27 protein-coding genes are annotated in these 25274 nt (G+C 65.6%); 11 read left to right on the top strand and 16 right to left on the bottom strand.

The genetic code is table 11. The annotated features are described in order from the left end of the window. Positions 1-3 precede the first annotated feature (3 nt). Positions 4-693 carry a cytochrome b/b6 domain-containing protein gene (locus ACIQ09_RS07125; RefSeq protein ID WP_398307647.1) on the bottom strand — a complete coding sequence of 230 codons (690 nt, stop codon included), beginning with the start codon at positions 691-693 and terminating at the stop codon, positions 4-6. Positions 694-814: 121 nt separating this feature from the next. Here ACIQ09_RS07125 and ACIQ09_RS07120 point away from each other — a divergent pair, with 121 nt between their 5' ends. Beyond that, entirely contained in the window at positions 815-1168 is a 354-nt protein-coding gene (locus tag ACIQ09_RS07120; protein WP_398307645.1) for a hypothetical protein, read from the top strand. Here ACIQ09_RS07120 and ACIQ09_RS07115 read toward each other — a convergent pair. The 5 genes from ACIQ09_RS07115 to ACIQ09_RS07095 are packed head-to-tail and all read right to left on the bottom strand — an operon-like array spanning position 1150 to position 7528. Continuing rightward, on the bottom strand, positions 1150-1719 hold the full coding sequence (locus ACIQ09_RS07115; RefSeq protein WP_398307643.1) for a hypothetical protein: 570 nt from the start codon (positions 1717-1719) through the stop codon (positions 1150-1152). The two genes, ACIQ09_RS07120 and ACIQ09_RS07115, sit on opposite strands and share 19 nt — an antisense overlap. Positions 1720-1760: 41 nt before the next feature. Beyond that, positions 1761-3026: a TolC family protein gene (locus ACIQ09_RS07110; protein WP_398307641.1), complete on the bottom strand. Its 1266-nt coding sequence runs from the start codon at positions 3024-3026 to the stop codon at positions 1761-1763. Next, positions 3026-3346, bottom strand: a complete 321-nt coding sequence (locus ACIQ09_RS07105) for a DUF3240 family protein (protein ID WP_398307639.1) — start codon at positions 3344-3346, stop codon at positions 3026-3028. Before ACIQ09_RS07105 ends, ACIQ09_RS07110 begins: the two co-directional genes overlap by 1 nt. Beyond that, positions 3343-6429, bottom strand: coding sequence for an efflux RND transporter permease subunit (locus ACIQ09_RS07100; RefSeq protein ID WP_398307637.1), 3087 nt, complete (start codon positions 6427-6429; stop codon positions 3343-3345). The genes ACIQ09_RS07105 and ACIQ09_RS07100 overlap by 4 nt, the downstream gene beginning before the upstream one ends. Before the next feature lie 4 nt (positions 6430-6433). Next, positions 6434-7528 (bottom strand): efflux RND transporter periplasmic adaptor subunit, encoded by a 1095-nt coding sequence (locus ACIQ09_RS07095; RefSeq protein ID WP_398307635.1) that lies wholly within the window; start codon positions 7526-7528, stop codon positions 6434-6436. Positions 7529-7694: 166 nt separating this feature from the next. On the opposite strand from ACIQ09_RS07095, the gene ACIQ09_RS07090 reads away from it, so the two are divergent. Continuing rightward, a complete protein-coding gene (locus ACIQ09_RS07090; protein WP_398307633.1) occupies positions 7695-8360 on the top strand; it encodes a response regulator in 666 nt (221 codons plus the stop codon). Further along, positions 8357-9754 carry an ATP-binding protein gene (locus ACIQ09_RS07085; RefSeq protein WP_398307631.1) on the top strand — a complete coding sequence of 466 codons (1398 nt, stop codon included), beginning with the start codon at positions 8357-8359 and terminating at the stop codon, positions 9752-9754. The genes ACIQ09_RS07090 and ACIQ09_RS07085 overlap by 4 nt, the downstream gene beginning before the upstream one ends. A 115-nt stretch (positions 9755-9869) precedes the next feature. On the opposite strand, the gene ACIQ09_RS07080 is transcribed toward ACIQ09_RS07085, so the two are convergent. After that, the gene (locus tag ACIQ09_RS07080) at positions 9870-10313 is read right to left on the bottom strand and encodes a CBS domain-containing protein (RefSeq protein ID WP_398307629.1); all 444 of its coding nucleotides are present in this window, start codon (positions 10311-10313) and stop codon (positions 9870-9872) included. A 431-nt stretch (positions 10314-10744) separates the two neighbouring features. On the opposite strand from ACIQ09_RS07080, the gene ACIQ09_RS07075 reads away from it, so the two are divergent. The 3 genes from ACIQ09_RS07075 (at position 10745) to ACIQ09_RS07065 (ending at position 12919) form a co-directional block, all read left to right on the top strand. Then, a complete protein-coding gene (locus tag ACIQ09_RS07075; RefSeq protein WP_398307627.1) occupies positions 10745-11443 on the top strand; it encodes a response regulator transcription factor in 699 nt (232 codons plus the stop codon). A gap of 97 nt (positions 11444-11540) precedes the next feature. Then, complete coding sequence (locus ACIQ09_RS07070; protein ID WP_398307625.1) at positions 11541-12308, top strand: response regulator transcription factor; 768 nt, start codon at positions 11541-11543, stop codon at positions 12306-12308. Between the two features lie 134 nt (positions 12309-12442). Beyond that, positions 12443-12919, top strand: a complete 477-nt coding sequence (locus tag ACIQ09_RS07065; RefSeq protein WP_398307623.1) for a hypothetical protein — start codon at positions 12443-12445, stop codon at positions 12917-12919. A gap of 26 nt (positions 12920-12945) precedes the next feature. Here the strand turns inward: ACIQ09_RS07065 and panC are convergent, their stop codons facing one another. The 6 genes from panC to pcnB all read right to left on the bottom strand — a co-directional run bounded on the left by panC (position 12946) and on the right by pcnB (position 17646). Next, positions 12946-13770, bottom strand: coding sequence for a pantoate--beta-alanine ligase (panC, locus tag ACIQ09_RS07060; protein WP_398307621.1), 825 nt, complete (start codon positions 13768-13770; stop codon positions 12946-12948). Between the two features lie 10 nt (positions 13771-13780). Further along, a complete protein-coding gene (gene panB / locus ACIQ09_RS07055; RefSeq protein WP_398307619.1) occupies positions 13781-14599 on the bottom strand; it encodes a 3-methyl-2-oxobutanoate hydroxymethyltransferase in 819 nt (272 codons plus the stop codon). 213 nt (positions 14600-14812) lie between these two features. After that, positions 14813-15445: a deoxynucleoside kinase gene (locus tag ACIQ09_RS07050; protein ID WP_398307617.1), complete on the bottom strand. Its 633-nt coding sequence runs from the start codon at positions 15443-15445 to the stop codon at positions 14813-14815. 16 nt (positions 15446-15461) lie between these two features. Beyond that, a complete protein-coding gene (locus ACIQ09_RS07045; protein WP_398307615.1) occupies positions 15462-15803 on the bottom strand; it encodes a DMT family protein in 342 nt (113 codons plus the stop codon). Further along, positions 15803-16306: a 2-amino-4-hydroxy-6-hydroxymethyldihydropteridine diphosphokinase gene (folK, locus tag ACIQ09_RS07040; RefSeq protein ID WP_398307613.1), complete on the bottom strand. Its 504-nt coding sequence runs from the start codon at positions 16304-16306 to the stop codon at positions 15803-15805. The genes ACIQ09_RS07045 and folK overlap by 1 nt, the downstream gene beginning before the upstream one ends. Next, the gene (gene pcnB, locus ACIQ09_RS07035) at positions 16303-17646 is read right to left on the bottom strand and encodes a polynucleotide adenylyltransferase PcnB (RefSeq protein WP_398307611.1); all 1344 of its coding nucleotides are present in this window, start codon (positions 17644-17646) and stop codon (positions 16303-16305) included. The genes folK and pcnB overlap by 4 nt, the downstream gene beginning before the upstream one ends. A gap of 140 nt (positions 17647-17786) precedes the next feature. Between pcnB and hyi the strand changes: the two genes are divergently transcribed. After that, entirely contained in the window at positions 17787-18557 is a 771-nt protein-coding gene (gene hyi, locus ACIQ09_RS07030; RefSeq protein ID WP_398307609.1) for a hydroxypyruvate isomerase, read from the top strand. Between the two features lie 118 nt (positions 18558-18675). After that, positions 18676-19191: a DsrE family protein gene (locus ACIQ09_RS07025; RefSeq protein WP_398307607.1), complete on the top strand. Its 516-nt coding sequence runs from the start codon at positions 18676-18678 to the stop codon at positions 19189-19191. On the opposite strand, the gene ACIQ09_RS07020 is transcribed toward ACIQ09_RS07025, so the two are convergent. The 3 genes from ACIQ09_RS07020 to ACIQ09_RS07010 all read right to left on the bottom strand — a co-directional run bounded on the left by ACIQ09_RS07020 (position 19167) and on the right by ACIQ09_RS07010 (position 21536). After that, positions 19167-19760, bottom strand: a complete 594-nt coding sequence (locus ACIQ09_RS07020) for a TetR/AcrR family transcriptional regulator (RefSeq protein WP_398307605.1) — start codon at positions 19758-19760, stop codon at positions 19167-19169. The genes ACIQ09_RS07025 and ACIQ09_RS07020 overlap by 25 nt on opposite strands. A gap of 67 nt (positions 19761-19827) precedes the next feature. Continuing rightward, positions 19828-20766 (bottom strand): quinoprotein relay system zinc metallohydrolase 1, encoded by a 939-nt coding sequence (locus ACIQ09_RS07015; protein WP_398307603.1) that lies wholly within the window; start codon positions 20764-20766, stop codon positions 19828-19830. Then, the gene (locus tag ACIQ09_RS07010) at positions 20763-21536 is read right to left on the bottom strand and encodes a quinoprotein dehydrogenase-associated SoxYZ-like carrier (protein ID WP_398307601.1); all 774 of its coding nucleotides are present in this window, start codon (positions 21534-21536) and stop codon (positions 20763-20765) included. Before ACIQ09_RS07010 ends, ACIQ09_RS07015 begins: the two co-directional genes overlap by 4 nt. Before the next feature lie 238 nt (positions 21537-21774). Here ACIQ09_RS07010 and ACIQ09_RS07005 point away from each other — a divergent pair, with 238 nt between their 5' ends. The 3 genes from ACIQ09_RS07005 (at position 21775) to glcE (ending at position 25273) form a co-directional block, all read left to right on the top strand. Then, complete coding sequence (locus ACIQ09_RS07005; protein WP_398307599.1) at positions 21775-22539, top strand: FadR/GntR family transcriptional regulator; 765 nt, start codon at positions 21775-21777, stop codon at positions 22537-22539. Continuing rightward, complete coding sequence (locus ACIQ09_RS07000) at positions 22532-24046, top strand: FAD-linked oxidase C-terminal domain-containing protein (protein WP_398307597.1); 1515 nt, start codon at positions 22532-22534, stop codon at positions 24044-24046. Before ACIQ09_RS07005 ends, ACIQ09_RS07000 begins: the two co-directional genes overlap by 8 nt. A gap of 147 nt (positions 24047-24193) precedes the next feature. Continuing rightward, positions 24194-25273, top strand: a complete 1080-nt coding sequence (glcE, locus tag ACIQ09_RS06995; protein WP_398307595.1) for a glycolate oxidase subunit GlcE — start codon at positions 24194-24196, stop codon at positions 25271-25273. The last annotated feature ends 1 nt before the right edge of the window (position 25274 follow it).

The following is a 25274-nucleotide window of genomic DNA, read 5'->3' as shown; positions in this document are numbered from 1 at the left end:
GTTTTACCAGGCCGGTGCGGCCGCCGGCTCGGGCGGAGGGGGAGGCTGCCACGCACCGCTAGCCCCATAGGCGGTGGCAACCCCAACGCTGATGGCAAGGATCAATGCCAGGCCGCCTCCGCCTTGAGCCGGCTGCATTGCATCAGGATCGGTGACCGGTTTGCGGCCGGTGATCATGGGGCGCACGAGATTGTCCTGGTGCACCCGCAGATAGAACGCGATGGCGGCCAGATGGGCGGCCACCAGTAGCAGGATCAGCCAGAAGCCCTTGCGGTGCAGGCCGGTCAGCCAGTCGCTGGTGTCCTTGGAGACGAGGGCATACAGGGGCCCCTGGAAGGCGATGTCGTCATTGCCGAAGAGCCCGCCCGCGGTCTGCAGCCCCAGCGCGATCAGCATGCCGAGCACCGACAGGGCGCCCAGCGGGTTGTGTCCCAAGCCGTGCCACTGTCCGCGCAGGTAGGCCATGATGGTCGCAGGCCCACGCACGAAGCTGGCGAAGCGGGCATAGGTGGAGCCCACCAGACCCCACGCCAGCCGAAAACCGAGCAGGCCAGCAATCACTATGCCCAGCCGGCCGTGCCAGATCATCAGATTGCCGCCGATCTGCCCGGTGACCATGGCGCCGATCACGGCGAGGGCGAGCATCCAGTGGAACAGTCGCAGGGGCAGGTCCCATATCCGAATCTCATGCATGAACACGCTCCTTGATCAATATTGAGCCGGATTCTGACATGCGTGACGGGCAAACGCATTCGCGATGCTGCGCTCTTCCGTATGATGCGGGCGACACACTTTTTGATAACGAGGTGATTTCTTGAGAACCCTGGCAACCCTGATTTCGACCGTTGCGCTGCTGGCGACCCTGAGCGGCTCCGCTGTGGCCTGCGGGCCCTACAACGACGATTGGGCCGGCAGCGACAAGGCCGCCCATTTTGGCGTCTCCCTGGCCCTTGGTGTCGGGACATCGCGCCTGTCCGATGACACCTGGACCGCTTTCGGGCTGGCTCTGGTGCCCGGCGTGGCCAAGGAGCTCTACGATGGCACGCGGGACTGCAACCGGTTCTCGTGGAAGGACATGGTCTGGAACGCGGCGGGGGCCTACGTGGGCGTACGCACGGGCAACTGGCTCCTCGGCCCGTCCGGGGTGAGTTACCGCATGGCCTTCTGAGCCTTGCCGGAGTTCGGGGGCTGGCTGCCCCAGGCGGCCTGCACCCGACCCAGGGTGGCCTGCAGAATGCGTGCGTCGTTGCTGGCCCGGTGCCGGGGCAGACAAAGGTCTGCCTGTACCTGCAGGCGGGTGGTGTACCAGTGTTCGGCCTGGGCCTCGTTGAGCAGGGTGCGGATATCTTCCAGGCGGAAAGCCTGAGCACATTCGGCTGCATCGAAGAGGCGACTCAGCCACGTGAAGTCGTGGTACCAGGAGTCGCAGTAGACGGTCATGCCCAGCAGACGCGCATTGACTTCACGGGCGGCCTCTGCGGCCGTCCGGCCGTTCTTCAGCAGGGTTTCCCGGCTTACCTGATGCACCTGCTCGGCGCTTTCGTCCCAGTGGGTCCAGCGGGCCTCGGGGCGGATCAGCGTGCAGTAGCTCGACCCGTCCGGAAGCACAAGACCAACCTCGATCGGATAGCTGGCGGCACCAAAGCCCGAGGCCTCGACGTCGATGATGGGGGGCAGGGAAGCGGGCACGGGGCGTTCTGTGACTATGACGAACGTCATTCTACCGTGTCCATGTTGCGCTGCCGCATTCCCTTTCCGCTTCAGGGTTCGCGATGCCCAGGGTGCTCGTCTTCGTCCAGTGCCCACAGCTGGTGGGCATCGAGCAGGAGCCGGTAGCGGGCTTCGCTTGCCTCGAGTCGCGCCAACTGGGCGGCCAGGCGGGCTTCGTGGGCCAGACGGCGGGCGGCCAGGGTGTCCGCCAGGCTGCCTTCACCCAGTTGCCAGGCCCGTTCCATCAGGTCTGCGCTGCCGGCCAGGGCTTCGGCAGCGGACTGCTGGCTGTGCCAGCCGGCCCGGGCCGACACGGCGCGCTGATACTGGGCGGCGGCTTCGGCTTCCACACGGCGGCGCACGCCGGCTTCCCGGTGGGCGCTGGCGCGGGCGTCGGCCAGGGCCGCGTCACTGTCGGCGCGGCGCCCTTCGCCGGGCAGGGGAATGCTGAGACTCACACCCAACAGGCGCTCTTCGCCGCTCCGCTCGCGGGCCACGCGCACCCCGATGCTGGGGTCGGGGCGGCGTTCGGCGTCGCTGCGGCTGGCGCTGATGCGGGCCCGGGCACTTTCCGCCCGGGCCAGGCCAAGTTCATGGTTGTGCTGGAGAACGGCCTCGATCCAGCCGTCCGCGCTTCCTTCCAGCGCGTCCGGAGCGATCTCGGGCACCGAGCCCGGCAGGGCCAGGGCGGGATAGTGGCGGCGCAGGCGCTCTGCAGCCACCCGGGCCCGGCCCTCTGCCTGGGCCAGCTGGGCTGAAGCCTGGGCAAGGGCGGCGTCGGCCTGAAGGCGCTCCAGCCGGGGGGCATCGCCGAGTTCGACCCGCCGTCCGACCACCCGGGCCTGGCGCGCCAGGCTGTCCCGTTGCTGTTGCCACTGGGCGGCCGCGGCCTGCTCACGCAGCCATTCGAACCAGCCGGCCAGCAGGCCGCGCCCGGCTTCATGGAGCGCGTCGCCGCGACCGATCTGCGCCGCGGTGATCCCTGCGGTGCCGAGCTGGATGTCCAGATCACGCTTGCCGGGCAGGCGCAGGGCCCGTTCCAGCCCCACATCCCATTCCGTGTAAGTTCCTCCAGGGGTACTCCGGACGCGACGGGTCTGTTCGCCGACGCTCAGCGTCCATTCGTGGAAACCCGCTGCCAGGCGTCGGGCGCGGGCCTCCTGGGCTTCGATGTGCTCCCCGGCCGCATCCACCAGTGGGCTGCTGCGCAGGGCAGCCAGGGCCTGGGTTTCGGGGGGCAGATCGGGGGCCGATGCTGCGCCGGCCTGCGTGAGGGCCGGCAGGCTGAGGACAAGCAGGGCAAGGAGGCGAAGCATCACGAGAGTCTCCCACTGGCGAGGGCTGGCACCATCCAGAAAAATACCCGGCTGGAGGCAAATTCGCGGCGCAGGATGTCCAGTAACTGTTCGGCACTGGCATGGGGGATGACCAGCTGTACCCGGCAGCAGGCGGCACGGCCGCGGACATGCTCGGCCGTGCCGATGAACGTGACCCGTTGGCCCTGGCCTTCGACCCGCTGGGAGGTGAAGCCGGGGGCCAGCTCCGGATGTTCGAGCAAGGTTTCGAGCAGGGCGTCTTCCACTTCAATGGGGAGCACCAGGGTCAGCACGACGCCGGCATCGGTAGCGGGGCTCATGACGCATGCACCTCGGGGGCGGTGGGTGTGACGCCGAAGCGCCGGTAGAGAAGGGGCAGCAACAACAGGGTCAGGGCCGTTGCGCTGACTAGGCCACCGATGACCACGATGGCCAGGGGGCGCTGGACTTCGGAGCCGGGGCCGGTGGCGAAGAGCAGCGGCACCAGGCCGAGGGCGGCGATGCTGGCGGTCATCATTACTGGGCGCAGGCGCCGTCGGGCACCCTCCACCACCACCTCGCCGATGGGCATGCCGCGGGCCAGGAGCTGGTTGAAATAGGTCACCATCACCACGCCATTCAGCACGGCGATGCCCAGCAGGGCGATGAAGCCCACCGAGGCCGGCACCGACAGGTATTCGCCGGACAGGGCCAGGGCAAAGATGCCGCCGACCATGGCAAAGGGCACCATGGCCAGGACCAGCAGGGCCTGGCGCACCGAGCCGAAGGTGGAGAAGAGCAGCACGAAGATCAGGCCCAGGGCAATCGGCACCACCACGCCGAGGCGGGCAGCCGCGCGCTGCTGGTTCTCGAACTGGCCGCCCCAGGCCAGCCGATAGCCGGGCGGAAGAGGCACCTGAGCAGCCACGGCAGCCCGGGCTTCATCGACAAAGCCGACCAGATCGCGTCCGCGCACGTTGGACTGGATCACCGAATAGCGCTGGGCGTTTTCCCGGTCCACCTTTACCGGGCCATCCACCCGTTCGATTGTGGCCACGCTGGCCAGGGGCAGGCTCTGACCGTCGGGCGCGGTGATGCGCAGTGCGGCAAAGGCTTCCGGGTCCCGGTGCAGGCTGGCGGGGCCGCGGATCAGCAGGGGCACCCGGCGGGTGGTTTCGATCACCGTGCCGGCCACCCGGCCCTCGAGCAGGCTGCGCAGGGTGTTCTGGATGTCTTCCACGTTGAGTCCGAATCGGCCTGCGGCCAGACGATCCACACGGATCTTGAGGTACTGCACCCCTTCGTTGCGGATGGTGAGGGTGTCTTCGGCCCCGGGGACGCCTTTAACCACGCTCTCGATCTCGCTGGCCAGGCGATTCAGGGTGGGCAGGTCCGGCCCGTAGAGCTTTATCGCGAGGTCACCGCGCACCCCGGTGAGCATCTCCGAGACGCGCATGTCGATGGGCTGGGTGAAGGTCAGGGCGATGCCGGGGAAGTCCTCCATCACGGCGCGGAGCTGGTCGGTCAGCCAGGCCTTGTCGGGTTGGCGCCATTCGTCCCGGGGTTTGAGGACCATGAACGTGTCGGTCTGGTTGAGGCCCATGGGGTCGAGGCCGAGCTCGTCGGAGCCTGAGCGGGCCACGATGGCCTTCACTTCCGGCACGGCCTTCAGGATCGCCTGCTGCACCCGCAAGTCAGTGGCGATGGTCTGGGCCAGGCTGATGGAGGGCAGCTTTTCCAGCTGCATGATGATGTCGCCTTCGTCCATGGTGGGCATGAAGGTCTTGCCGAGGGCCAGGTAGGCGATGGCGGCGGCGACCAGCGAGGCGAAGGCGAGGGCGCTGACCAGGCGTCCGCGGGCCAGGGCCATGCCGAGCAGGGGCATGTAGCCGGCCTGCAGCTTGCGCACCAGCCAGGGCTCGTGGGCTTCACCGCGCTTCAGCAGGAAGGAGGCCAGCACCGGTACCACGGTAAGGGACAGGATCAGTGACGCGGACAGGGCAAACACGATGGTCAGGGCCACCGGGCTGAAAAGTTTGCCCTCCAGCCCTTCGAGGGTCAGAAGGGGCAGGAAGACGATGATGATGATGAGGATGCCCGAGGCCACCGGCGCGGCTACCTCGCGGGTGGCCCGGAAGATCAGGTGGAGCAGGGGCTGGCGGGCTGCCGCGCCGTCAGCAGAGAGCTGGGTCTCGACGTTCTCGACCACCACCACGGCGGCATCCACCAACATGCCGATGGCGATGGCGAGACCACCCAGGCTCATCAGGTTGGCCGACAGCCCGACGCCGCGCATTGCAATGAAGGTGGCCAGGGCCGCCAGGGGCAGCATCAGGGCCACCACCACGGCAGCCCGCAGGTTGCCGAGGAAGGCCAGGAGCAGCACCAGCACCAGAACGATGGCCTCGATCAGCGCTTTCGATACTGTGTGGATGGCCCGTCCGACCAGCTCACTACGATCGTAGAAGACCTGGACCTCGACGCCGGGGGGCAAGGACGGGCCCAGCTCGGCGAGGCGCGCCTTCACGCCTTCCACCACCTCGCCGGCATTGGCGCCCCGCAGGCCGAGGACCAGGCCCTGCACCGCCTCACCGCTGCCGTTGCGGGTGACCGCGCCGTAGCGAGTGAGACCGCCGGTCTTGACCTCGGCCACGTCGCCGATGCGGACCACCCCGCCCGGGCTGCGGCCGAGCACGATGGTGCGCACGTCGTTGAGGGTCAGGATGGCGCCTTCGGCGCGGACCAGGAGGGTCTCCTCGCCTTCACTGAGGCGCCCTGCGCCGTCGTTGCGGTTGTTGCTCTCCAGGGCGGTTTGCAGCTGGGCCAGGCTCAGACCGCGGGCCGCCAGGGCAGCCGGGTCGGGGACGATCTCGAAGCTGCGGACCTCTCCTCCCAGGCTATTCACGTCAGCCACGCCGGCCACGGTCCGCAGGGCAGGCCGGATCGTCCAGTCGAGAAGGCTGCGTTTTTCCTCGAGGGACAGAGGCCCTTCGATGGTGAACATGAACATCTCGCCCAGCGGTGTGGTGATGGGGGCGAGCCCGCCAGTGGCGCCGGGTGGCAGGTTGCCCATGACCCCGGCGAGGCGCTCGCCCACTTGCTGGCGGGCCCAGTAGATGTCGGTGCCGTCCTCGAAGTCGAGGGTCACGTCGGCCAGGGCATACTTGGAGGTGGAGCGCAGCAGCCGCTGGTGCGGAATCCCCAGCATCTCCTGCTCGATGGGCACGGTGATGCGCGCTTCCACCTCCTCCGGTGTCATGCCGGGGGCCTTGATGATGAGCTTGACCTGGGTGGTGGAGACGTCCGGGAAGGCGTCTACCGGCAGGCCCTTCCAGGCCACGGCGCCGGCACCGATCAGCAGCAGTGTGGCGACGAGGACCAGCAGGCGCTGGGTGAGGGAGAACTCGATGAGGCGGGACAGCATGGGTTTACTCTTTTCCGATGCCCAGCCAGTTGGCCTTTAGCGCAGCCACTCCACCGGTCACGATGACGGCACTGCCGGGGAGACCGGTGACGATGGCGGCATCGCCAACCCGTCCACTGACGAGGACCGGCATGGCCCGATAGCCGGTGGTATTGCCGTCCCTGCTGACGATAAAGACCCACTGCCGGTCCAGATGGCGCAGTACCGAAGCGGCGGGGACCCGGGCACTGCTGGCGGTGGGGCCCGAGCTTGGTAACTCCAGGTCCACTGCAGCAGCCTGCCCAGGGCGCAGGTTCTGGGCACCCCGGGTAATCAGACCACGCAACAGCACGCTCTGGTTGCCTGGGTCTACAGCCCGGCCGATGGCGACCAGCTCGCCGCTGGCACCGGCAGCGGGGATGCGCAGGTTTGTGCCAACTCGCGCCTGGCTGGCTACTGCCAGAGGGGCCTGGATATCCACGGAGAGCGGGTCGAGCCGGGCGATGCGGTAGAGCGGCGCTGCTTGCTCTACCCGCTGGCCGACACTGACGTGCTGCTCGAGCACGTTGCCGGCGATGGGGGCCACCAGGCTCAGGGTGTGCCCTCCGCTGTGCTGGGCGAGAGCCAGCTCCTGACGGCGCTCGGCGGCCTGGGCAGCGGCGTGGGTGGCATTGGCCCGGCTGGCCTGGAGGCGTGATTCGGCAATCAGGCCCTCCCGATGGAGTTGTTCGTCCCGTTGCAGACTCTGGCGGGCGAGGGTCGCCTGGGCGTCGGCCTGGACCCGGTCGCGCTGCAGCTCAAGGGCTTGAGGGCTGGTCATGCGCACCAGCACCTGGCCCTTGGCCACATTGAGCCCGGGGGCGGTCTCCAGGCTCTCGATGACACCGGCCAGGGGCGCAGCAATGACCCGCTGTTGCGCGTTGGGAATGCCGATGATGGCGGGAAGCCCGATAGCAGCGGCGTTGCCTGGCGCATCCAGGGGACGGGTGACGACGCCCAGTGCGGCGCTTTGTGCCGGGGTAAGGGGAATGAAGTCTGCTCCGGGTGCAGCAACTGCGGGAAGGAAACCAGGGGCAATCAGGACTGAGAGGAGGGCGGTGCTACGTAGGCCGGCGAACATAGGGTGAGCACGACGGTTATGAGTGAGGTCATTCTGGTGGAGCCGGCTTAAGGCAGTCTTAAGCCCTTAGGGGCGGATTCCAGGAAGTCTTAAGCTTGGATTAAGCCGCCGGGAGGATCATGCTTTGCCTCGCCTGTCGGGGGAACAGGCTGGAGGAAGGATAAAAATGCGGATATTGCTGGTCGAGGATGACCGAATGTTGGGAGACGGCGTGCAGGCGGGGCTTGGCGCCGCCGGTTTCACTGTTGACTGGGTGCGGGATGGCGAGGCGGCGCTGGCGGCGCTGGCGGGCGAGGGCTTCGCCGCCGTCCTCCTTGACCTGGGGCTGCCCCGGCGGGATGGCCTTTCGGTGCTGGCCAGCCTGCGCAGTGCAGGCAATGCGGTGCCGGTGATGATCCTCACGGCCCGGGACCAGATCTCTGACAAGGTCCGCGGCCTCGATCTGGGGGCGGACGACTACATGGTCAAGCCCTTCGATCTGGACGAGCTGGCTGCGCGCTTGCGGGCCCTGGTTCGGCGTTCCAGCGGGCGAGCCGACGCCTGTCTGCGCCACGGCGAACTGGTCATCGATCCGGCGGCCCGTACCGTGACCCTGCGTGGTGAGGCGGTAAGCCTGACCGGGCGGGAGTTTGATCTGTTGAGCGTACTGCTCGATGCGGCAGGTCGGGTATTGACCCGGCGGGTGCTGGAGGAGCAGCTCTACACCTGGGGCGAAGCCGTGGAGAGCAATGCGCTGGAGGTACACATCCACCACCTGCGCCGCAAGCTGGGAAGCGAGCTGATCCGTACCGTGCGAGGGGTCGGTTACCTGATTGACGAGGCGCCGCGGTGATTGAGGCGCGGCAGGTCTACTCCCTGCGCCGAAGGCTGGTGGCATTGCTGATTGCGGTGGTGGCGGTGCTGTGGAGCCTGTCGGCCGTGGTGGCTTTTCGCACGGCCCACGGGGAGGCCGACGAGCTCTTCGATGCTCAGCTTGTTCAGGTGGCCGAGACCCTGCTGGCCATCGTGGCGGCGGGGGAGCCCGGACACGTGGCCCACGAGATGGCCGAGCATCAGCATGATTACCAGTTGCCGGTGGCTTTTCAGGCCTGGCAGCGCGAGGAGACGGGTGAGGGCTGGCGCCTGCTGGTGCGCTCGGCCGAGATGATGGACGTTCCGGCCACCCGGGCGCCGGGCTTCGATGAGCACGAATACCAGGGGGAGCTGTGGCGTTTTTACACCGTGGATCATGATCACAGCCGTTACCGCGTGATCGTCGGTCAGAACCACGGGGCCCGCTACCGCCTGGCGGGCGAGATCGCCCTGCACTTGCTTGCACCCATCCTGATCGGCCTGCCCCTCATCGCTATTGGGATCTGGATCGTGGTGGGGCGGGCCTTGCGCCCGGTGGATGCAGTGGCGGCCGCCGTGGGCGGTCTGAGTGCCAGTCACCTGACGCCCGTCCAGATCAATGGCCCCGTGCCGGCCGAGGTTGCGCCGTTGGTGCGTTCCCTGGATGCGTTGGTGCTGCGCCTGGGTGAGGCCCTGGACAACGAACGACGCTTTACCGCCGATGCCGCCCACGAACTGCGCACTCCCCTGGCCGCACTCAAGATCCAGGCCCAGGTCGCGCGTCGGGCTGTTGAGGGTGATGTGCGTGAGCATGCCCTGGAGCAGGTGCTTTCAGGGGTCGACCGGATGACGCATCTGGTCGAACAGCTCCTCACCCTTGCGCGGCTTGATCCCGATGCATCCCTGCCGGAGGGCGCGACGGTGGATTTGGTCGATCTCTCACGGAGTGTCTGTTCCACCCTCGTGCCTCATGCGCTGCGTCGGGAGCAGAGTCTGTCCCTGGATGCCCAGGGGGCCTTGCTGGTGCTTGGTAACCGGTGGTGGCTTGAGGTTCTGTTGCGAAACCTGGTGGATAACGCCCTGCGCTACACCCCTGAAGGGGGGGCGGTACATGTCACGGTGGACGTTGAGGGGCGCCGCCTGAAGGTGTCGGATGATGGACCGGGCATCGAGCCCGCTCTGCGGGACAAGATGCTGACGCGCTTTGCCCGGGGGAGCGACGAGGACGCGGAGGGCTGCGGCCTGGGTCTGTCGATTGTCGCCCGCATTGTGCGCATTCTCGGCGCGCGCCTGCATTTCGAGCCGGGGTTGGTGCGTCAGGACGGTAGGGAAGGGCTGGCAATGGTGGTGGACTTCCCCGCGACAGGTGAAGTGTCCGGCAAGCACGGTGGCTGAGCCGGGAACTTGCGAGATCCGGCGGGCCGGAATGCGCCTATCTGCGACCATCCGCTGAAATGCGGCAGCGAATGTGGAGGCGCGGCGCGAGGATGCGCTGCGCCATCCGGCGTTGTCAGGTGCTCATGCCACCGGCGATATAGCCGGATAGCTGGTCGATGGTGGCTTGCTGTTGTTCCATGACTGATTTTACCGCGTCGCCAATGCTGACGATGCCGGCCAGCTTGCCCTGAGCAACAACCGGCAGGTGGCGAATGTGGTTATTTGTCATGATGGCCATACAGTCATCAATGGTGTGGCTGGGGGACACGGTGAGGACATTCTGGGTCATCAAGTCACCGACGAGGGTGTCCTTGGAAGCCAGCCCCTTGAGGACGACCTTGCGGGCGTAATCCCGCTCGGTGAAGATGCCGACGAGGCGCTCGCCCTCCGTGACCAGCACGGCGCTCACGTTACGCTCGGCCATCAGCTTGAGTGCTTCGAGAACCGTCGTGGCGGGGTTGACCGAATGGGTGGAGCCGCCCTTGCTCTGAAGAATCTGCTGAACCGTTGCTGCCATTGTCTACCCTCCTTATTGTTGGTGTCGATGGGCCGGAGGGCCTGCTGGCTCCGGCTGCTCAGGGCATATAGCTTGGAGGCAAGTCGGCAGGAGCGCAAGGGGCGACAGGCCTTTTTTGGCCTGCAGACGGGCCTTTCAAGCCTGTCTTCACTGCGTCTCCCGCCGCCTCCTCGTCTGCCTTTGTCATTGCAGCTGGAATTCCCGCTGCAGCACCTCGTGCCGCCTAAGATCGGGGCTGCCTTTCCCTAGTCAATTGCAATCATTTGTCAGTGCCCGTTTTAGGCACTGCGCTTCCCCTACCATCTCATTTCGCGTTGGTGCCTTTCGTTCGTCGGTATTCCCGGCAGGGCCTGGTTGAAGCATTTTTTTGGAGAGGGCATCCATCCGTACGGCCATGGCATGAACGGGGGCCTCAGGTGGGAGGCGGAGCGATGGATCTTTCCGTAATTCTGGTGAAGCACGATCCGGCAGTCTGCGAGGGGCTGGCCGGACGTCTGGGGCAGTCCGGCTTTCGGGTGTATTGGGCCACATCCATTGCTCGGGCCGAGATGTTGGTGCTCGACGTGGCGGATCTGGTGGTGGTGGATGCACACCTGCCGGATGGGGACGGACTGGCTTTCGGGCGGCGCCTGCGCAGCTACCTCGGGTGTGGCGTGATCCTGTGTCTCGCCGAGGCCGACAAGGCTCTGCGCATCGCCTGCCTGAGGGAGGGGGCCGACGCCTGTCTGGTTCATCCCGTTGATCCCGAGGAGTTGGAGGCGACCTTGATCAGCGTGCATCGCTGCCTTCATTCGCCGGTGCCAAAGCTCCTTCCCGCGCTGGTACCCAGCCCCTGGGTGCTTGAGCGGGCGTCACATCTGCTGCGGGCGCCCAACAGTAGGAGCATGACCATCAATCCCATGGAGCATTGCCTGCTGCTGACCCTCTTTGGCGATACGGAGCGCCTGGCGAGCCGGGCAGCCCTGTTGGCCGTACTGGCATCCTTGACCCCCGGTTATACCGAGGCACGCCTCGAGGCTTTGGTCAGCCGTCTGCGGGCCAAGGCGGTGATGAAGTGCGGCATGAAGTTGCCGCTCGTGTCGAGCTATGGTCACGGCTACCGCTTCAACGGCTACGTCCGCGTCCTCTAGCCGGTCAGGATTGGTCAGCATTATCCTTTATGGCGGCGGGTGATTAGCATACGCGTTCGACATTTTCCAGAACTGCTCCACTTGGAGGTAAGACTGAATGCGCCTGGCGTTGTTGTATGCGGAGTCCGCGCGGATTGAAACTCTCGCGAGTGCGCTTGAAGTCGCGGGACACCATGTTCACCGTTACATCGATCCCCGGGTCCTGTTTCGCGAGGCCCAGCGTGAGAGCTTCGATCTCTTCCTGCTCGAGTGGGACGCCCGCGATGCACGAAGTACATTGCGGGTGTTACACAGTGGTCCGGGGATGGACTGTTCCGTGGTCTTCTTCAATTGTCGCAATGATGAAGGAGCACTTGCCGAGGTGCTGGGCAGCGGTGCCGATGATTTCATCGTTGGCCCGGTCGGTGTCCGGGAAGTGGTGGCACGGGTGGGGGCCATCCTGCGCCGGCGCAATCCCCGGCTTTTCGGCAGCACGAATTTTCTCGACATGCCGCCTTACCGTTTCGACATGACTAGCAAGGCCATCCTCGTCGGAGGCACTCCGGTGGCTTTGACCGACAAGGAGTTCGAACTGGCTCTGTTCCTGTTCCGCAACCTGGGGCGCACGCTGTCCCGCGGGCACCTTCTTGAAGCAGTTTGGGGGAGCGCCCTGTTGGCTGTCTCCCGGACGGTGGACACCCACGTCAGCCGTATCCGCAGGAAGCTGGGTTTGCGTCCAGAGACCGGATTTCGTCTGAGTGCGGCATATGGCAACGGCTATCGTCTTGAGCGCATCGTCGACGACTGGAGTATCGAGACGCCGGGCATCCGTCGCCAGGACTGCGGCATAGCGGGCGCCGCAGGACGTGTAAGCCCCGGTGCGTGACTGATTTCTCATTGCAGTCCGTTCTTGTAGCCTACCGCTCCGGGATCTGCGTGTCAGCGTGAATTAGTCGCCGTGTGAGGTCGGTCGGGAGATCTACCCTACGGGCATCAGTACTCGTTGCACGGAGCCCAATCATGGATGCCCACCTATTTGCTGCCCTTGGCCTCCTGGCCGTCGGGATGATTGTCTGGCAGGCCTGGCGGGAGCGTGCCGTGGAGCGGCGGAGGATTCCTCCTGACTGGCAGACTTCCATCGGCCGCATCGCTCGGGAGCAGGTGCAGGGGCACCATCGGCAGGTTCGCGAAAATGTGCTGCAGGCCTGCTTGCGACTGCAGCGTTATCCGAAGAAATCCCGCATGGTGCCGCATGTGCGCGTACGCCTGGCGGCACTGCTACAGTCTGATCCGGTCTATCCCGAGGTGGTGCGGGCGATCCGCGCGGCCTGCGCGTCCGGGGCCGAGATCAGCGAGGCGAAGTTGTGCGTGGGCAGTGAGCTCCTGCTTGAGGATGTCCGCCAGTGCATGGCGCTGGCCGAGCATTTCGGCCAAATCGAACGCCACGAGCACGGTGGCGATCTCATGGTTGCTGCGAGTCTTCACCCGACTGCCTGATCTGCCCGGCAGATCAGGGACAGCGTTCAGATTTCCAGATTGTCGATGAGACGGGTGTTGCCCAGCTTGGCGGCGCCGAGTACGACCAGCGGGGCGTCGCCCTGCGGTGCCTGCAGGTCACTGCGCTGGCGGATGGCAATGTAGTCCGGCAGCCAGCCATGGGCGGCCAGTTCGGCCACGGCCTCGGTCTCGAGACGCAGGAAGTCACGTTCGCCGGCGGCGATCCTTTCTCGAATCCTTACCAGTTGCCGGCTCAGGCGCGGCGCCTCGGCGCGCTCGGCTACACTCAGATAGCCGTTGCGTGAGGACAGAGCGAGCCCGTCGTCGGCGCGGATCGTTTCGCCCGGCACGACATCGATGGGCAGGGCCAGCTCCCGCACCATGTTCTTCAACACCATCAGCTGCTGGTAGTCCTTCTTGCCGAACAGGGCCACGTCCGGCTGAACAATATTGAAGAGCTTAAGCACGACGGTGGCCACGCCGCCGAAGTGGCCGGGGCGGACCGCGCCTTCGAGGATGTTCACGTGGGCCTGATCGGGTTCCACGTGGTAGCGCTGGGGGCTGGGGTACATCTCCTTCTCATCCGGGGCAAACAGGATGTCGACCCCGGCGTCCCTCAGCTGCGCACAGTCGTTTTCGAAGGTGCGTGGATATTTGTCGAAATCTTCTTTCGGGCCGAACTGCAACCGATTGACGAAGATGCTTGCCACCACCACATCGGCATGCGCGCGTGCTTGGCGCATCAGGGCGATATGACCGTCATGGAGATTGCCCATGGTGGGTACGAAGGCGATGCGGCCGGCTCCGGAGAGGGCGGCGCGCAGCTCGGCAATGCGGGGATGGATCTGCATGGTCCGGATCTCAGTAGCTATGTTCGGGGCCAGGGAAATGGCCTTCCCTGACGTCGGTGACGTAGCGCGTGACAGCGTCGTCGATGCTGGTGGCGCCTTCCATGAAGTTCTTGGCGAAGCGCGGGCGTTTGCCGGGGAAAACGCCGATCAGGTCATGCAGCACCAGCACCTGGCCATGGCAGTCCACTCCGGCACCGATGCCGATGGTGGCCATGGACGAAAGGCTGGCGGTGACGTCGGCGGCCAGGCTGGCCGGCACCATTTCCATGACGATCAGTGCTGCACCCGCCTGTTCAAGGGCCAGCGCATCGGTCTTGAGGATGGCGGCCCCTGCATCGCTGCGGCCCTGGACGCGGTAGCCGCCCAACTGGTGCACCGATTGGGGGGTCAGCCCGATGTGGGCGCATACGGGCACGCCACGCTCGACCAGAAAGCGAACGGTTTCAGCCATGAAAGCGCCCCCCTCGAGCTTGACCATCTGGGCGCCGGCGGCCATCAGGCGGGCGGCGTTGCGCATGGCCTGGGTCGGGCTCTCGGCATAGCTGCCAAAGGGCATGTCGGTGACGATCAGCGGGCGACTGCAGCCCCGGGCGACGCACTCGGTGTGATACACCATGTGCTCCATGCTGACCGGCAGGGTGGTTTTCTGGCCCTGCAGCACGTTGCCCAGGGAGTCACCCACCAGGATCACGTCTACACCGCAGCGCTCCAGCAGCGCGGCAAAGCTGGCGTCGTAGCCGGTGAGCATGACGATCTTGCGGCCCTCGGCGCGCATCTTGCCCAGTTCGAACAGGGTGACGGGTTTGCTGTTTTCTTGCAGGTAGCTCATTGCTGTTCCTCCTCGCGGCGGCAGTTAACCCCATTCTTGTGCGCGGCACAAGGGGACTTCAAAGGCGGAAGTAGAAAGAGAGGGGCTTGTGCAGGTCAGGTCGGCGTATTGGGTGGGGCAAGGCCCGGGCTGGCATCACGCGTGCGGAGCGTTTGAAAAAATCGTAGCGAGCGCTTCGAATTCGCGGCGCGCAGTAGATTTATTCACTTGCTCTCAGCCGGCGTAGCCGAAAAACTCGCGGTAGCTGCGCATGGCCAGCAGCCGGGAGAAGAGCAGTTCGAAGTCTTCTTCCTTGTCCACCGGGTTGAGGGACTCGGCATTGACGATGAAGAGCGGCGCGGCATCGTAATGATGGAAGAAGGTGGCGTAGCTCTCGGCCACCCGCTGCAGGTAAGGCTCGCTGATCTTGCGTTCCGATTCGACGCCGCGCTTGCGCACGCGGTCGATCAGGATGTCGGGCTGGGCCTGCAGGTAGATCACCAGATCGGGCTTGCGCACACTGGGCTTTAGGCGCTCGTAGAGCTGACGGTAGAGCTTGAGCTCGTCTTCGGCCAGGTTGAGCTCGGCAAACAGTGGATCCTTGTCGATCAGAAAGTCGGATACCAGGCGCCGGTGCGGATCGTGGGGGCTGGCGGCCAGTTGCTCGCTGCGCTGGAACAGGAAGGCGATCTGGGTGGGTAGTCCCCAGCGCTCCATGTTCTGGTAGAAGCGCCCAAGGAAGGGGTTGGCTGCCGGGTTCTCGAGCTGAGTATCCGCATTGAGCCGTTCGGCGAGGCGCCGGGCGAGGGTGGTCTTGCCGGCGCCGATGGGGCCTTCCACGACGATGTAGCGCGCTTTCTCGAGCATGGGGTGACTTCGCCTTTCAGGCGCGGAAGATGAAGTAAACGGCGCCTAGGATACACAGGGCCGCCCACAGATAGTCAAGCTTGAGGGGCTGCTGCATGTAGAAAATGGCAAAGGGCACGAACACCACCAGGGTGATGGCCTCCTGCATGATCTTGAGCTGGGCGAGATTGAGCTCCTGCGCGCCGATGCGGTTGGCCGGCACCTGCAGCAGGTATTCAAAAAGGGCGATGCCCCAGCTGATGAAGGCCGCGATGTACCAGGGCGAGGTGGACAGGTTTTTGAGATGCCCGTACCAGGCGAAGGTCATGAACACGTTGGATGCCGCGAGCAACAGGGCGGTCTGGACCCAGATCGGCATTACAGGGGCTCGAAGAGGCTGATGTCCTGGTTGGCGACGGCGGGTAGGTAGTCCCGGGCCGGGCCCAGCCCAGGCAGGGTCAGGTCGGCGGCGATCTCCAGCAGGGGGCGCAGCACGAAGGCACGCTGGTGCATGCGCGGGTGCGGCAGGGTCAGCTCGCTCCCCTGCAGTAAGGCTTCACCGTGGAGCAGCAGGTCGAGGTCGAGGGTGCGCGGTGCGTTGGGGATACTGCGCACGCGGCCATGGCGCGCCTCGATGGCGAGCAGCTGGCGCAGCAGGTCGATGGGCGGCAGATCGGTATCCACGGACACCACGGCATTGATGAAATCAGGCTGGTTGAGAAGCCCGACCGGCGCGCTGCGATAGAGGGATGAGCGCGCCACCACCCGGGTACCGGGTAGTGCCGCGAGGTCGTCGACAGCCGCCCGCAGGTGCTTTACGGGCTCGCCGATGTTAGCGCCCAGCGCCACGAAGGCGCGAACGCCGGAGGACGCGGGGGTCATTCGCCTGCAGGGGCCGTGGCAGCTCCGGCGGGCTTGCGGCGACGACGGCGCTTCTTGGCGGTACCGCTCTTGTCAGGCACCAGCATGCCTTCACGGGCCTCCGGGTGGGCGTCGGCGAAGGCTTCCCACCAGTCGGGCAACTCCATCGGAAGCTCGCCGGACTGGGCGCGCAGGCGCAGGAAATCCCAGCCGGCGCGGTAGCGCGGCTGTTCCAGCAAACGGTAGGGGGTCTTGCCCGCACGCTTCTCGAAGCGCGGTTGCAGAGCCCAGATTTCCTTGATGTCGCCAGCGATGCGGCGAGTGATGGCGAGCTTGCCGGATTGCCGGTCGAGCACCGAGTCCATGGCCTCGAACAGGGCGGGTTGGGAGTGCTCACCGTTGGCCTTGCGTGCCTCCCAGTCGGCCAGCACCTCGTGCCACAGCAGGGTGGCAAACAGGAAGCCGGGGGATATGGGCTTGCCCTGGCGCACGCGTTCGTCGGTGTTCTCGAGGGACAGCCACACGAAGCGTTCGCCCATCGGTTGTTCGAGGATCACGTCGAGCAGGGGTAGCAGGCCATGGTGCAGGCCTTCCTCGCGCAGCTGGCGCAGGCACTTCACGGCGTGGCCTGACATCAGCAGCTTGAGCATCTCGTCGAAGAGCCGGGCCGGCGGCACGTTCTCGAGCAGGTCGGCCATCTCGCGGATCGGGCCACGGGCGGCCGGGTCGATGGCCAGGCCGAGCTTGGCGCCGAGGCGGGCAGCACGCAGCATGCGCACCGGATCTTCGCGGTAGCGCACCCGCGGGTCGCCGATCATGCGCAGGGTCTTCTGCTGCAGGTCGGCCACGCCGTGGTGGTAGTCGATGATGGTTTCGTCGGTGGGGTTGTAGTACAGGGCATTGACCGTGAAGTCGCGGCGGGTGGCGTCCTCGGCCATGGAGCCAAAAACGTTGTCGCGCAGCACACGGCCGTGCTCGTCCGTCTCGGTCCCCTCGGCGTCCTGCATGGCGCGGAAGGTAGAGACCTCAATGGTCTCGGGGCCGCTCATCACATGCACGATTTTGAAGCGCCGGCCGATGATGCGCGAGCGGCGAAAGAGGGCGCGAACTTCTTCGGGCGTGGCGCTGGTGGCCACGTCGAAATCCTTCGGGGTCTGTCCGACGATGATGTCGCGAACCGCGCCGCCGACCACGTAGGCCTTGTGACCGGCTTCCTGGAGCGTGGTGCAGACCTTGTTGGCAGCCGGAGAGATCTGGTCCCGGCGTACGCCGTGGCGGGCCACCGGAATCACTGCGGGTTCGGGAGGGGTGTTGGCGGGTGCGGCGCGGCGGAACACACGGCGCAGCAGTTTGCGGATCATTGGTGGGGTGTTCTTTGTTTTTTGGTCAAGTCGCGCATGATAACCCATCGAACGGCAGGGTTTGGGCCCTGACGCTGCCCTTCAGGGGGGGCGGACGGTAAGATTGGGCGCAATACTCACCTGTTTTAAGGATTCCATCGATGCCTCGCTTTTCCGCAAACCTGTCTTTCCTGTTTCTTGACCGGCCGTTCCTTGATCGATTTGCCGCAGCGGCTGCCTGCGGCTTCAAGGGTGTGGAGTTCCATTTTCCGTACGCTTTCCCTATGGACGAGGTTGCTGATGCGGCTCGCCGTGCCGGCGTTGAGGTGGTGCTATTCAACTTTCCTGCGGGTGACTGGGCGGCCGGCGAGCGGGGCATCGCCTGTCTGCCCACCCGGGTGGAGGAGTTCCGTCGTGGGGTGGATCAGGCCATGGTGTGGGCCGAGGCGCTGGGCTGTGTGCGGGTGAACTGTCTGGCCGGGCTGCGTCCGGACGGCATTTCCGAAGCGGTCCTGCGTGACACCCTGATCGGCAATCTGCGCTTTGCGGCCGACAGCTTCGGGCTGGCGGGGCGGCAGGTGCTGCTCGAACCCCTCAACAGCCGCGACACCCCTCGCTTCCTGGTGGATCGAAGCGCCCAGGCCCTTTCCGTCCTGGCGGATGCCGCGCGCCCCAATCTCTTCCTGCAGTACGACGTCTTTCACGCCCAGGTGATGGAGGGCGAACTGGCCCTGACCCTGATGACGCACCTGCCACAGATCGGTCATGTGCAATTTGCCGACAACCCGGGGCGTCATGAGCCAGGTACAGGGGAAATCAACTTTTCCTTCCTGTTCCGGCATCTAGATGCCATTGGCTATCAGGGCTGGGTGGGGGCGGAATATGTGCCGTCGGGTGTGACGGAGGCGTCTTTGGGCTGGATGCAGGGCTGACGCCGCTGGGGAAGGGCCCGGCGCAGGTCGTGTTGTACATACCTACCAGTTGGTTGGTATTCTCCAGAACCAATCCTGGTTCGATGACCCGCTTCAGACGGGAACACGGAGACCTGTAATGACACGACCGTTCCGCCACATTCTCTTGACCCTGGGCCTCGCCGCAGGTGTTTTTGCCTTTCTGCCAACCGCATATGCCACCACTCCTGAACCGGATGATGCGATGGCATTGCGGGGGGTGACGGAAGGCAAGGGCATCTTTCTGCTCGATTTCAGCAACCCACGCAAGACGGCTTTCTACCTGAGCATCATCAAGCAGACGCACCAAGGTCTCCGCAGACAGGGGGTTAAGCCCGATCTGATACTGGTGTACATCGGTGAGACGGTGCGCTACCTGTCCTCTCGACCCGATCCAAAACTGCTGGTCGAGCACGAGGATGCCCTTGAGGCGGTGGCTATCCTGGTCAAGGAGTTAGCCGGCATGGGGGTTCGCCAGGAGGTGTGTGCGATCGCGACGCAGGTGATGGGCGTGGATAACGCCTCCCTGCATGAGGGTCTGACCGTCGTGGCCGACGGCTTCATCTCCCTGATCGGCTATCAGACGCAGGGCTACAGGCTCGTGCCCATCTTCTGACCGGGGGCTTCCGCCAGCGCAAGTACCTGCTCGAAACCTTGCAGGACCTCTTCCCGGGCGCCCAGCGCCCTGCCGATCAGGCTGCCACCTTCAAGTGTGGACAGGAGCAGTCTGGCCAGCGCCGCGCTGCCGTTCGTCCAGTGGAGCTCGCCGGCGGTGATGCCCTTTTCCAGCACGCGTGTAAGCCAGTCCAGGTGTAGCCGGAAGTAGGCGGCAGTCCGTTCATGCAGACTGGGCGGCAGGGCCGCGAGCTCGGCAGAGAGCGCGCCGCACAGGGGGCGCAGGCTGGCCTCGAAACCATCCAGGAAGAGCATCGCGTACTGCCGCAGCTGATCGGTCACGAGCGTGTGTTCGGCCTCGATGCCCTTCAGAGCCTCGGCAAACCGGGCCTGGGCCAGATCCACGACCGCTTCGGCGAGGCGCTGCTTGGTGGGAAAGTGGTAGTGGATGCTCGCCTTGGTGATCCCGATCTTCTCGGTCAGATGGGCGTACGAGAACGCCGAGTAGCCGCCCCGGCGGATCAGGTTTTCGGCTTCAACCAGCAATTGGTCGCGGGTAGGGGTAGTCATGAGGGCAAGGCTATCACCTCTGCCCGCGCCGGAGAACCTGTGGAGCCGCTCGCCGGGCGGGGCTGGCTCAGTGGCTGTGCTGGAGTGAGCTGGCTTCTGCGGCCGGAAACAGATGCCCGACAGAACGTCTGTACTCGGAACCGGACACAGGGATGTCCCGATAGGCATCCGGCAGCGGCCGGGTCAGGGTTTCGTTCATGTCGAGGCCTTCGGCTGCGGACTCACGCAGGCTCTTGTCGAGCCAGGTCAACCAGTCCCGGGTCCATGCGATGGGTAGGGCATCCCGGGCGATCGGTCCGTGACCGGGGACAAGCACCCGGACCCGGTGGTCTTTCATGAACCTGTCGAGGTCTCGGAGGGCGTCCTTCCATTGAGCAATGTTGGCGTGGGGGGTAGTGGGCGCACGCAGGTTGAAGACCAGGTCACCAGCGAAGAGGGTCGCGCTGTCCTCGTCGAAAACGGCCAGATCGGCGTCCGTATGCCCTTTCAGGGCGAGGAGGATCAGCGACCGACCGCCTGCCTTCAAGGGGCCGGCCAGAAGCACTTGGTCCGGCGCCTTGACCTCTGTGCCGGACATCCAGTCACCGGTCATGCGAAACAGGTTCTCGGCAAATGCATCTCCCTCGCTGGCGATGCCCTTGCCGGTTTCTGCCAGAGCGCCGATGGGCGCATCGGCGAAGGCCTGATTGCCCAGGAAGTGATCCGGATGATGGTGGGTATTGATGACCAGCGCGATCGGCTTGGGCGTGATTCGGGCGATGGCTGTGCGCATCTGCTCGCCGTATCGTCGGGATGGCCCGGTGTCGATGACGACGACCCCCTCTGTTCCGACAATGAAGCCCGTGTTGACGATGTTTCCGCCATTGGAGGGATTGAAGTCGGCGAGCTCTCCGATGAAGGAATACACGCCTTCGGCGATGGCCACGGGGGTGAGCTGGTAGTCGGAACCGGCGGCCCAGGCCTGGCAGGACAGGCAGGCGATGAGTGTGGCGAGGAGGCGTCTCATTGGGGAATCCTCACGTTGAAAGTGTTGCCGTTGTTGTCACGTCCGCGTGCGTGCAGGGCACCTGCGTTGCTGCCCCGGCTGAGGGTGAACACCGGATTCTCGCTGACAGGCTGCGAGACCTCCAGCCGGGCCAGGGGCCGTCCGGCCTCGTCGCTGAGGACGACAGATTCAAGGTGAAAGGGGGGAATGCCGGCGATCAGCCCTGTGTCCATGGGGTGGATGATGCGCATGCGCAGTCGCCCCGACATGGGCCCTTCATTCCAGGTTCGGGTGGTGACTTCGTTGAGACGCTTCTGCCATTCGGACGACGTGGAGCCCATGGAGGGCGCCGTGCAGCCGCCACCTACCGTATTCACCAGGGTGCCGCCCACGTGCCAGACCCCATCACCGGTGCGTACTGCGGCCCTGACGGGGGTCGATTGCTGCAACTTGACGCGGAAACCGATGTAGGCCGGGGCCGCATCGGGGTAGAAGCGCAGGATCTCCAGGATGGGGTTGAAGTCGGCAAAGACCAGGATCTCCTTTACGTCGGCAAGGGCTGTGGCATCGATGGTGATGGGGACGTTGAGCGGGTTTTCAGCCGTCGCCGGGGCCTCCACCCGGACACGGGCATCAAAGACATATGGAGCGCCGGAGAGGATGCCCTTCTCCATGTCGCTCCAGCGGGGTGAGTCCAGGGGGTCGGTGGCCCGCTCAGCGGCGAGGACGGGTGTCGTCGCTGCCGTTATCAGCAGGATGGCGCAGGCCAGCGTGCTTGCCAGTTTGATCACGTGATTCCTCCTTTGGGTACGGGTGTCTCTATGTATATATATGGAAGTGCCTTTGAATGTTATCTACTAGTTGGTAGATTAACAAGCCAGGCTCCGGGTGGCCTGTTGGTTGCCTCAGGGATCCCTCCGCCTCATAACCAGGGAGGTGGGTAGTCGAATGCCATTTTGAGCAGGTTGCTTTTGCCTATTGCCGGCTTGTCTTCTAGACTGCGAAGAAAGTTGTCTGACAAGTAGACAAATGACGCCAGATCGCCTGCCCCGCATCGTCCGTCCCCATCGCCTCTCCGAGGAGGTGGGTGCCGTACTGGACAGGCGCATCCGCAGTGGAGCCTTTGCGCCGGGCGAGCGTCTGCCGACGGAGGCCCGGTTGTCCGAGGAGTTTGAAGTCAGCCGCGCCGTCGTGCGGGAGGCGATTGCCCGCCTCAAGGCCGAGGGGCTGGTGGAGAGCCGCCAGGGGGCGGGGGCCTTCGTGGCCCGGCGCCTGGGCGCTGGGGTGTTCCGCATGGGCCCCGGGCTGGCCGAGGCTGACGGTGCGCTCGAGATATTCGAGTTGCGCCTGATCGTCGAGGTGGCGGCGGCCGAGCGGGCGGCGCTGCGCCGGACACCCCAGCAGTTGGAGGCCATTGGAGCGGCCCTGGCGCGCATGGATGTGGCCTTGACCTGCGGTGAGGACGGGGCCATGGCCGATGATGATTTTCACTGTGCCATCGCTGCGGCAAGCGGCAACCCCCTGATTGGTCGTTTCGTAGCTTTTGTGAGCCAGGAGTATTCTGCCTCCCGGGTGCCAACCTGGAGCGCCGAGGGGGTTTCCCGGGGCCTTGCAGGGGCCGCGCAGGACGAGCATCGGGCCGTATTTGATGCGATTGCCGCTGGAGACGTCGAAGCCGCAGGGCAGGCGGCGCAGCGCCATCTGCTCAGCGCCGCCGGGCGGCTCGGGATTGTGGTGCCTACCCTGCAGGTCGGGGACTTGCAGCATGTGGACGAGGAGGGGCGTGATGGGTGAGAAGTTGGAGATCCCCGGTTTTGGCCGGGTCGAGCGGGATTTCTCCCGGGTGGATGTGCGCCGCCTGGTGCAGGCCCTGTTGGGCGTTCTGCCCGCGGCCAGTGTGCTCCATGATCCGGAGGATCTGCGCCCCTATGAGTGCGACGGCATGGCGGCCCTGCGCCAGTTGCCGCTGGTGGTGGTGTTGCCCGAGACCGAGGCCCAGGTGGTGGACATCCTGCGCATCTGTGCTGCCCAGGAGGTTCCGGTGGTGGCGCGGGGGGCGGGTACCGGTCTGTCTGGCGGTGCCCAGCCGCACCGCTTCGGGGTGGTGCTGTCCGTCGCGCGCTTGCGCCGGATCATTGCTATTGACGCCCACGCACGGAGAGCGGTGGTGCAGCCCGGGGTGCGCAACCTGGCTATCTCGGAGGCTGCTGCGCCCCACGGGCTGTATTACGCCCCCGATCCTTCATCCCAGATCGCCTGCACCATCGGCGGCAATGTGGCCGAGAACTCCGGCGGCGTGCATTGCCTCAAGTACGGCCTGACCATCCACAACCTGCTCAAGGTCCGGGGTGTGACCATCAACGGTGACATCGTCGAGTTTGGCAGCCTGGGGCTGGATGCACCGGGTTACGACCTGTTGCCTTTGGTCACGGGGTCCGAAGGCATGCTGGCGGTGGTGACCGAGGTCACGGTCAAGCTTACCCCCAAGCCCCAGCTTGCCCAGTGCGTGCTGGCGGCCTTCGACGATGTGGTCAAGGCCGGTGATGCCGTGGCCCGGATCATCGCCGCCGGCATCATTCCCGCGGGGCTGGAGATGATGGATCAGCCTGCCACGGTAGCGGTCGAGGAGTTCGTGCATGCGGGCTATCCCCTCGACGCCCAGGCCATCCTGCTGTGCGAATCCGACGGCACCCCCGAGGAGGTCGCCGAGGAGATCGGGCGGGTGCGCGCGCTGCTGGAGCACAGCGGTGCCACCGAAGTCCGAGTCTCCCGGGATGAGGCCGAGCGCCTGCGCTTCTGGGCCGGACGCAAGGCGGCTTTTCCGGCGGCTGGGCGGATCTCGCCGGATTACTACTGTATGGACGGGACCATCCCGAGAAAGCGCCTCGGTGAAATGCTGCAGGCCATTCAGGCGATGGAGAAGAAGTACGCCATGCGCTGCATCAACGTTTTTCATGCCGGCGACGGCAACCTCCATCCGCTGATTCTCTTCGATGCCAACAAGGCCGGCGACCAGCATACGGCCGAGGCTTTCGGTGCCGAGATCCTGGAGCTGTCGGTGGCCCTGGGCGGCACCATCACCGGCGAGCATGGGGTGGGCATCGAGAAGATCAACCAGATGTGCAGCCAGTTTGCTACGCCGGAGATCGCCGCCTTTCATCGGGTCAAGGCGGCGTTTGATCCGGCCGGCCTGCTCAACCCGGGCAAGGCCATCCCGACCCTCAATCGCTGTGCGGAATATGGCCGTGAGCGGATGGGCGCCAGCCAGCCGGTGGCGCACCCGGATCTGCCGCGTTTCTGATGGGCATGATTTCCGAGGGATGGCTTCAGTTCCTCTTCGTCGCCGTGCCGGTGGTGTCGCTGGTCGGAACCTGGATGGGGCTACGCACGGCGGGCAGGCTGGCGCAGCGCCGGGATGGTGATAGACCTGCCACGGAACAAGAGGTGGATGAGCGTGGATGATCTGATTCAGCAATGGCGTGAGCGCGTCCGGGACGCCGCGGCCCATGGTCGGGCCCTGTGCATCCGGGGTGGAGGCACGAAGCGCTTTTATGGACGGCCGGAACTGGGCGAGCCCCTCGACACCCGTGCCTGCACCGGCATCATCAACTACGAACCGAGCGAGCTGGTGGTGACGGTGCGCGCCGGCACACCTCTGGCCGAGCTGGAGGCAGAGCTGGCGGCCCGGGGGCAGATGCTGGCCTTCGAACCGCCGCACTTCGGGCCAGGTGCCACCGTGGGCGGCTGCGTCGCCGCTGGTCTGGCCGGGCCCCGGCGGGCTGCGGTGGGTGGTGTGCGCGACTTCATCCTCGGCGCCCGTCTGATCGACGGGCGGGGTGAGGTGCTGCGCTTTGGCGGCGAGGTGATGAAGAACGTCGCCGGTTACGATGTGTCCCGTGTGCTGGCCGGTAGCCTTGGCACCCTCGGGCTGATGCTTGACGTGTCCCTCAAGGTGCTTCCGAAGCCGATGGCCGAGGCCAGCCTGCGCTTCGAGATGGACGAAGCAGCGGCCCTGCACCAGCTCAACGCATGGGGCGGCCAGCCTTTGCCGATCTCTGCCAGCGCCTGGCAGAACGGCATCCTGGAGCTGCGGCTCTCTGGTGCTGCCGCTGCGGTGGATGCCGCCGTTGCGCGGCTGGGGGGCGAGCGCATCCCCGATACCGTCGCCGATGCGCGCTGGCGTGGTCTGCGGGAACAGACGGAAGCCTTCTTTGCCGGCGCCCAGCCTCCCCGTCCCCTCTGGCGCCTGTCCCTTCCGAGTGATGCCCTGGCCATTGAACTGGGCGATTCTCAGTTGGTGGAATGGGGTGGTGCCCAGCGCTGGCTGCACACCGATTTGCCGCCCGAAACGATACGGGCGCGGGTGGCGGCCCTGGGGGGGCATGCAACCCTGTTCCGTAACGGCGCGCGAGAGGGGGCAGTGTTCCATCCGCTGACGGCGCCCATGCTGACCTTGCAGCGCAATCTCAAGAACGCATTTGATCCGGTCGGGGTCTTCAACCCTGGTCGCCTGTACGAGGGCCTCTAGG

This window comes from Zoogloea sp. (assembly GCF_044344315.1).
In the GTDB taxonomy this organism is placed as follows: domain Bacteria; phylum Pseudomonadota; class Gammaproteobacteria; order Burkholderiales; family Rhodocyclaceae; genus Zoogloea.
This window is presented reverse-complemented; position numbering and strand designations above follow the sequence as displayed.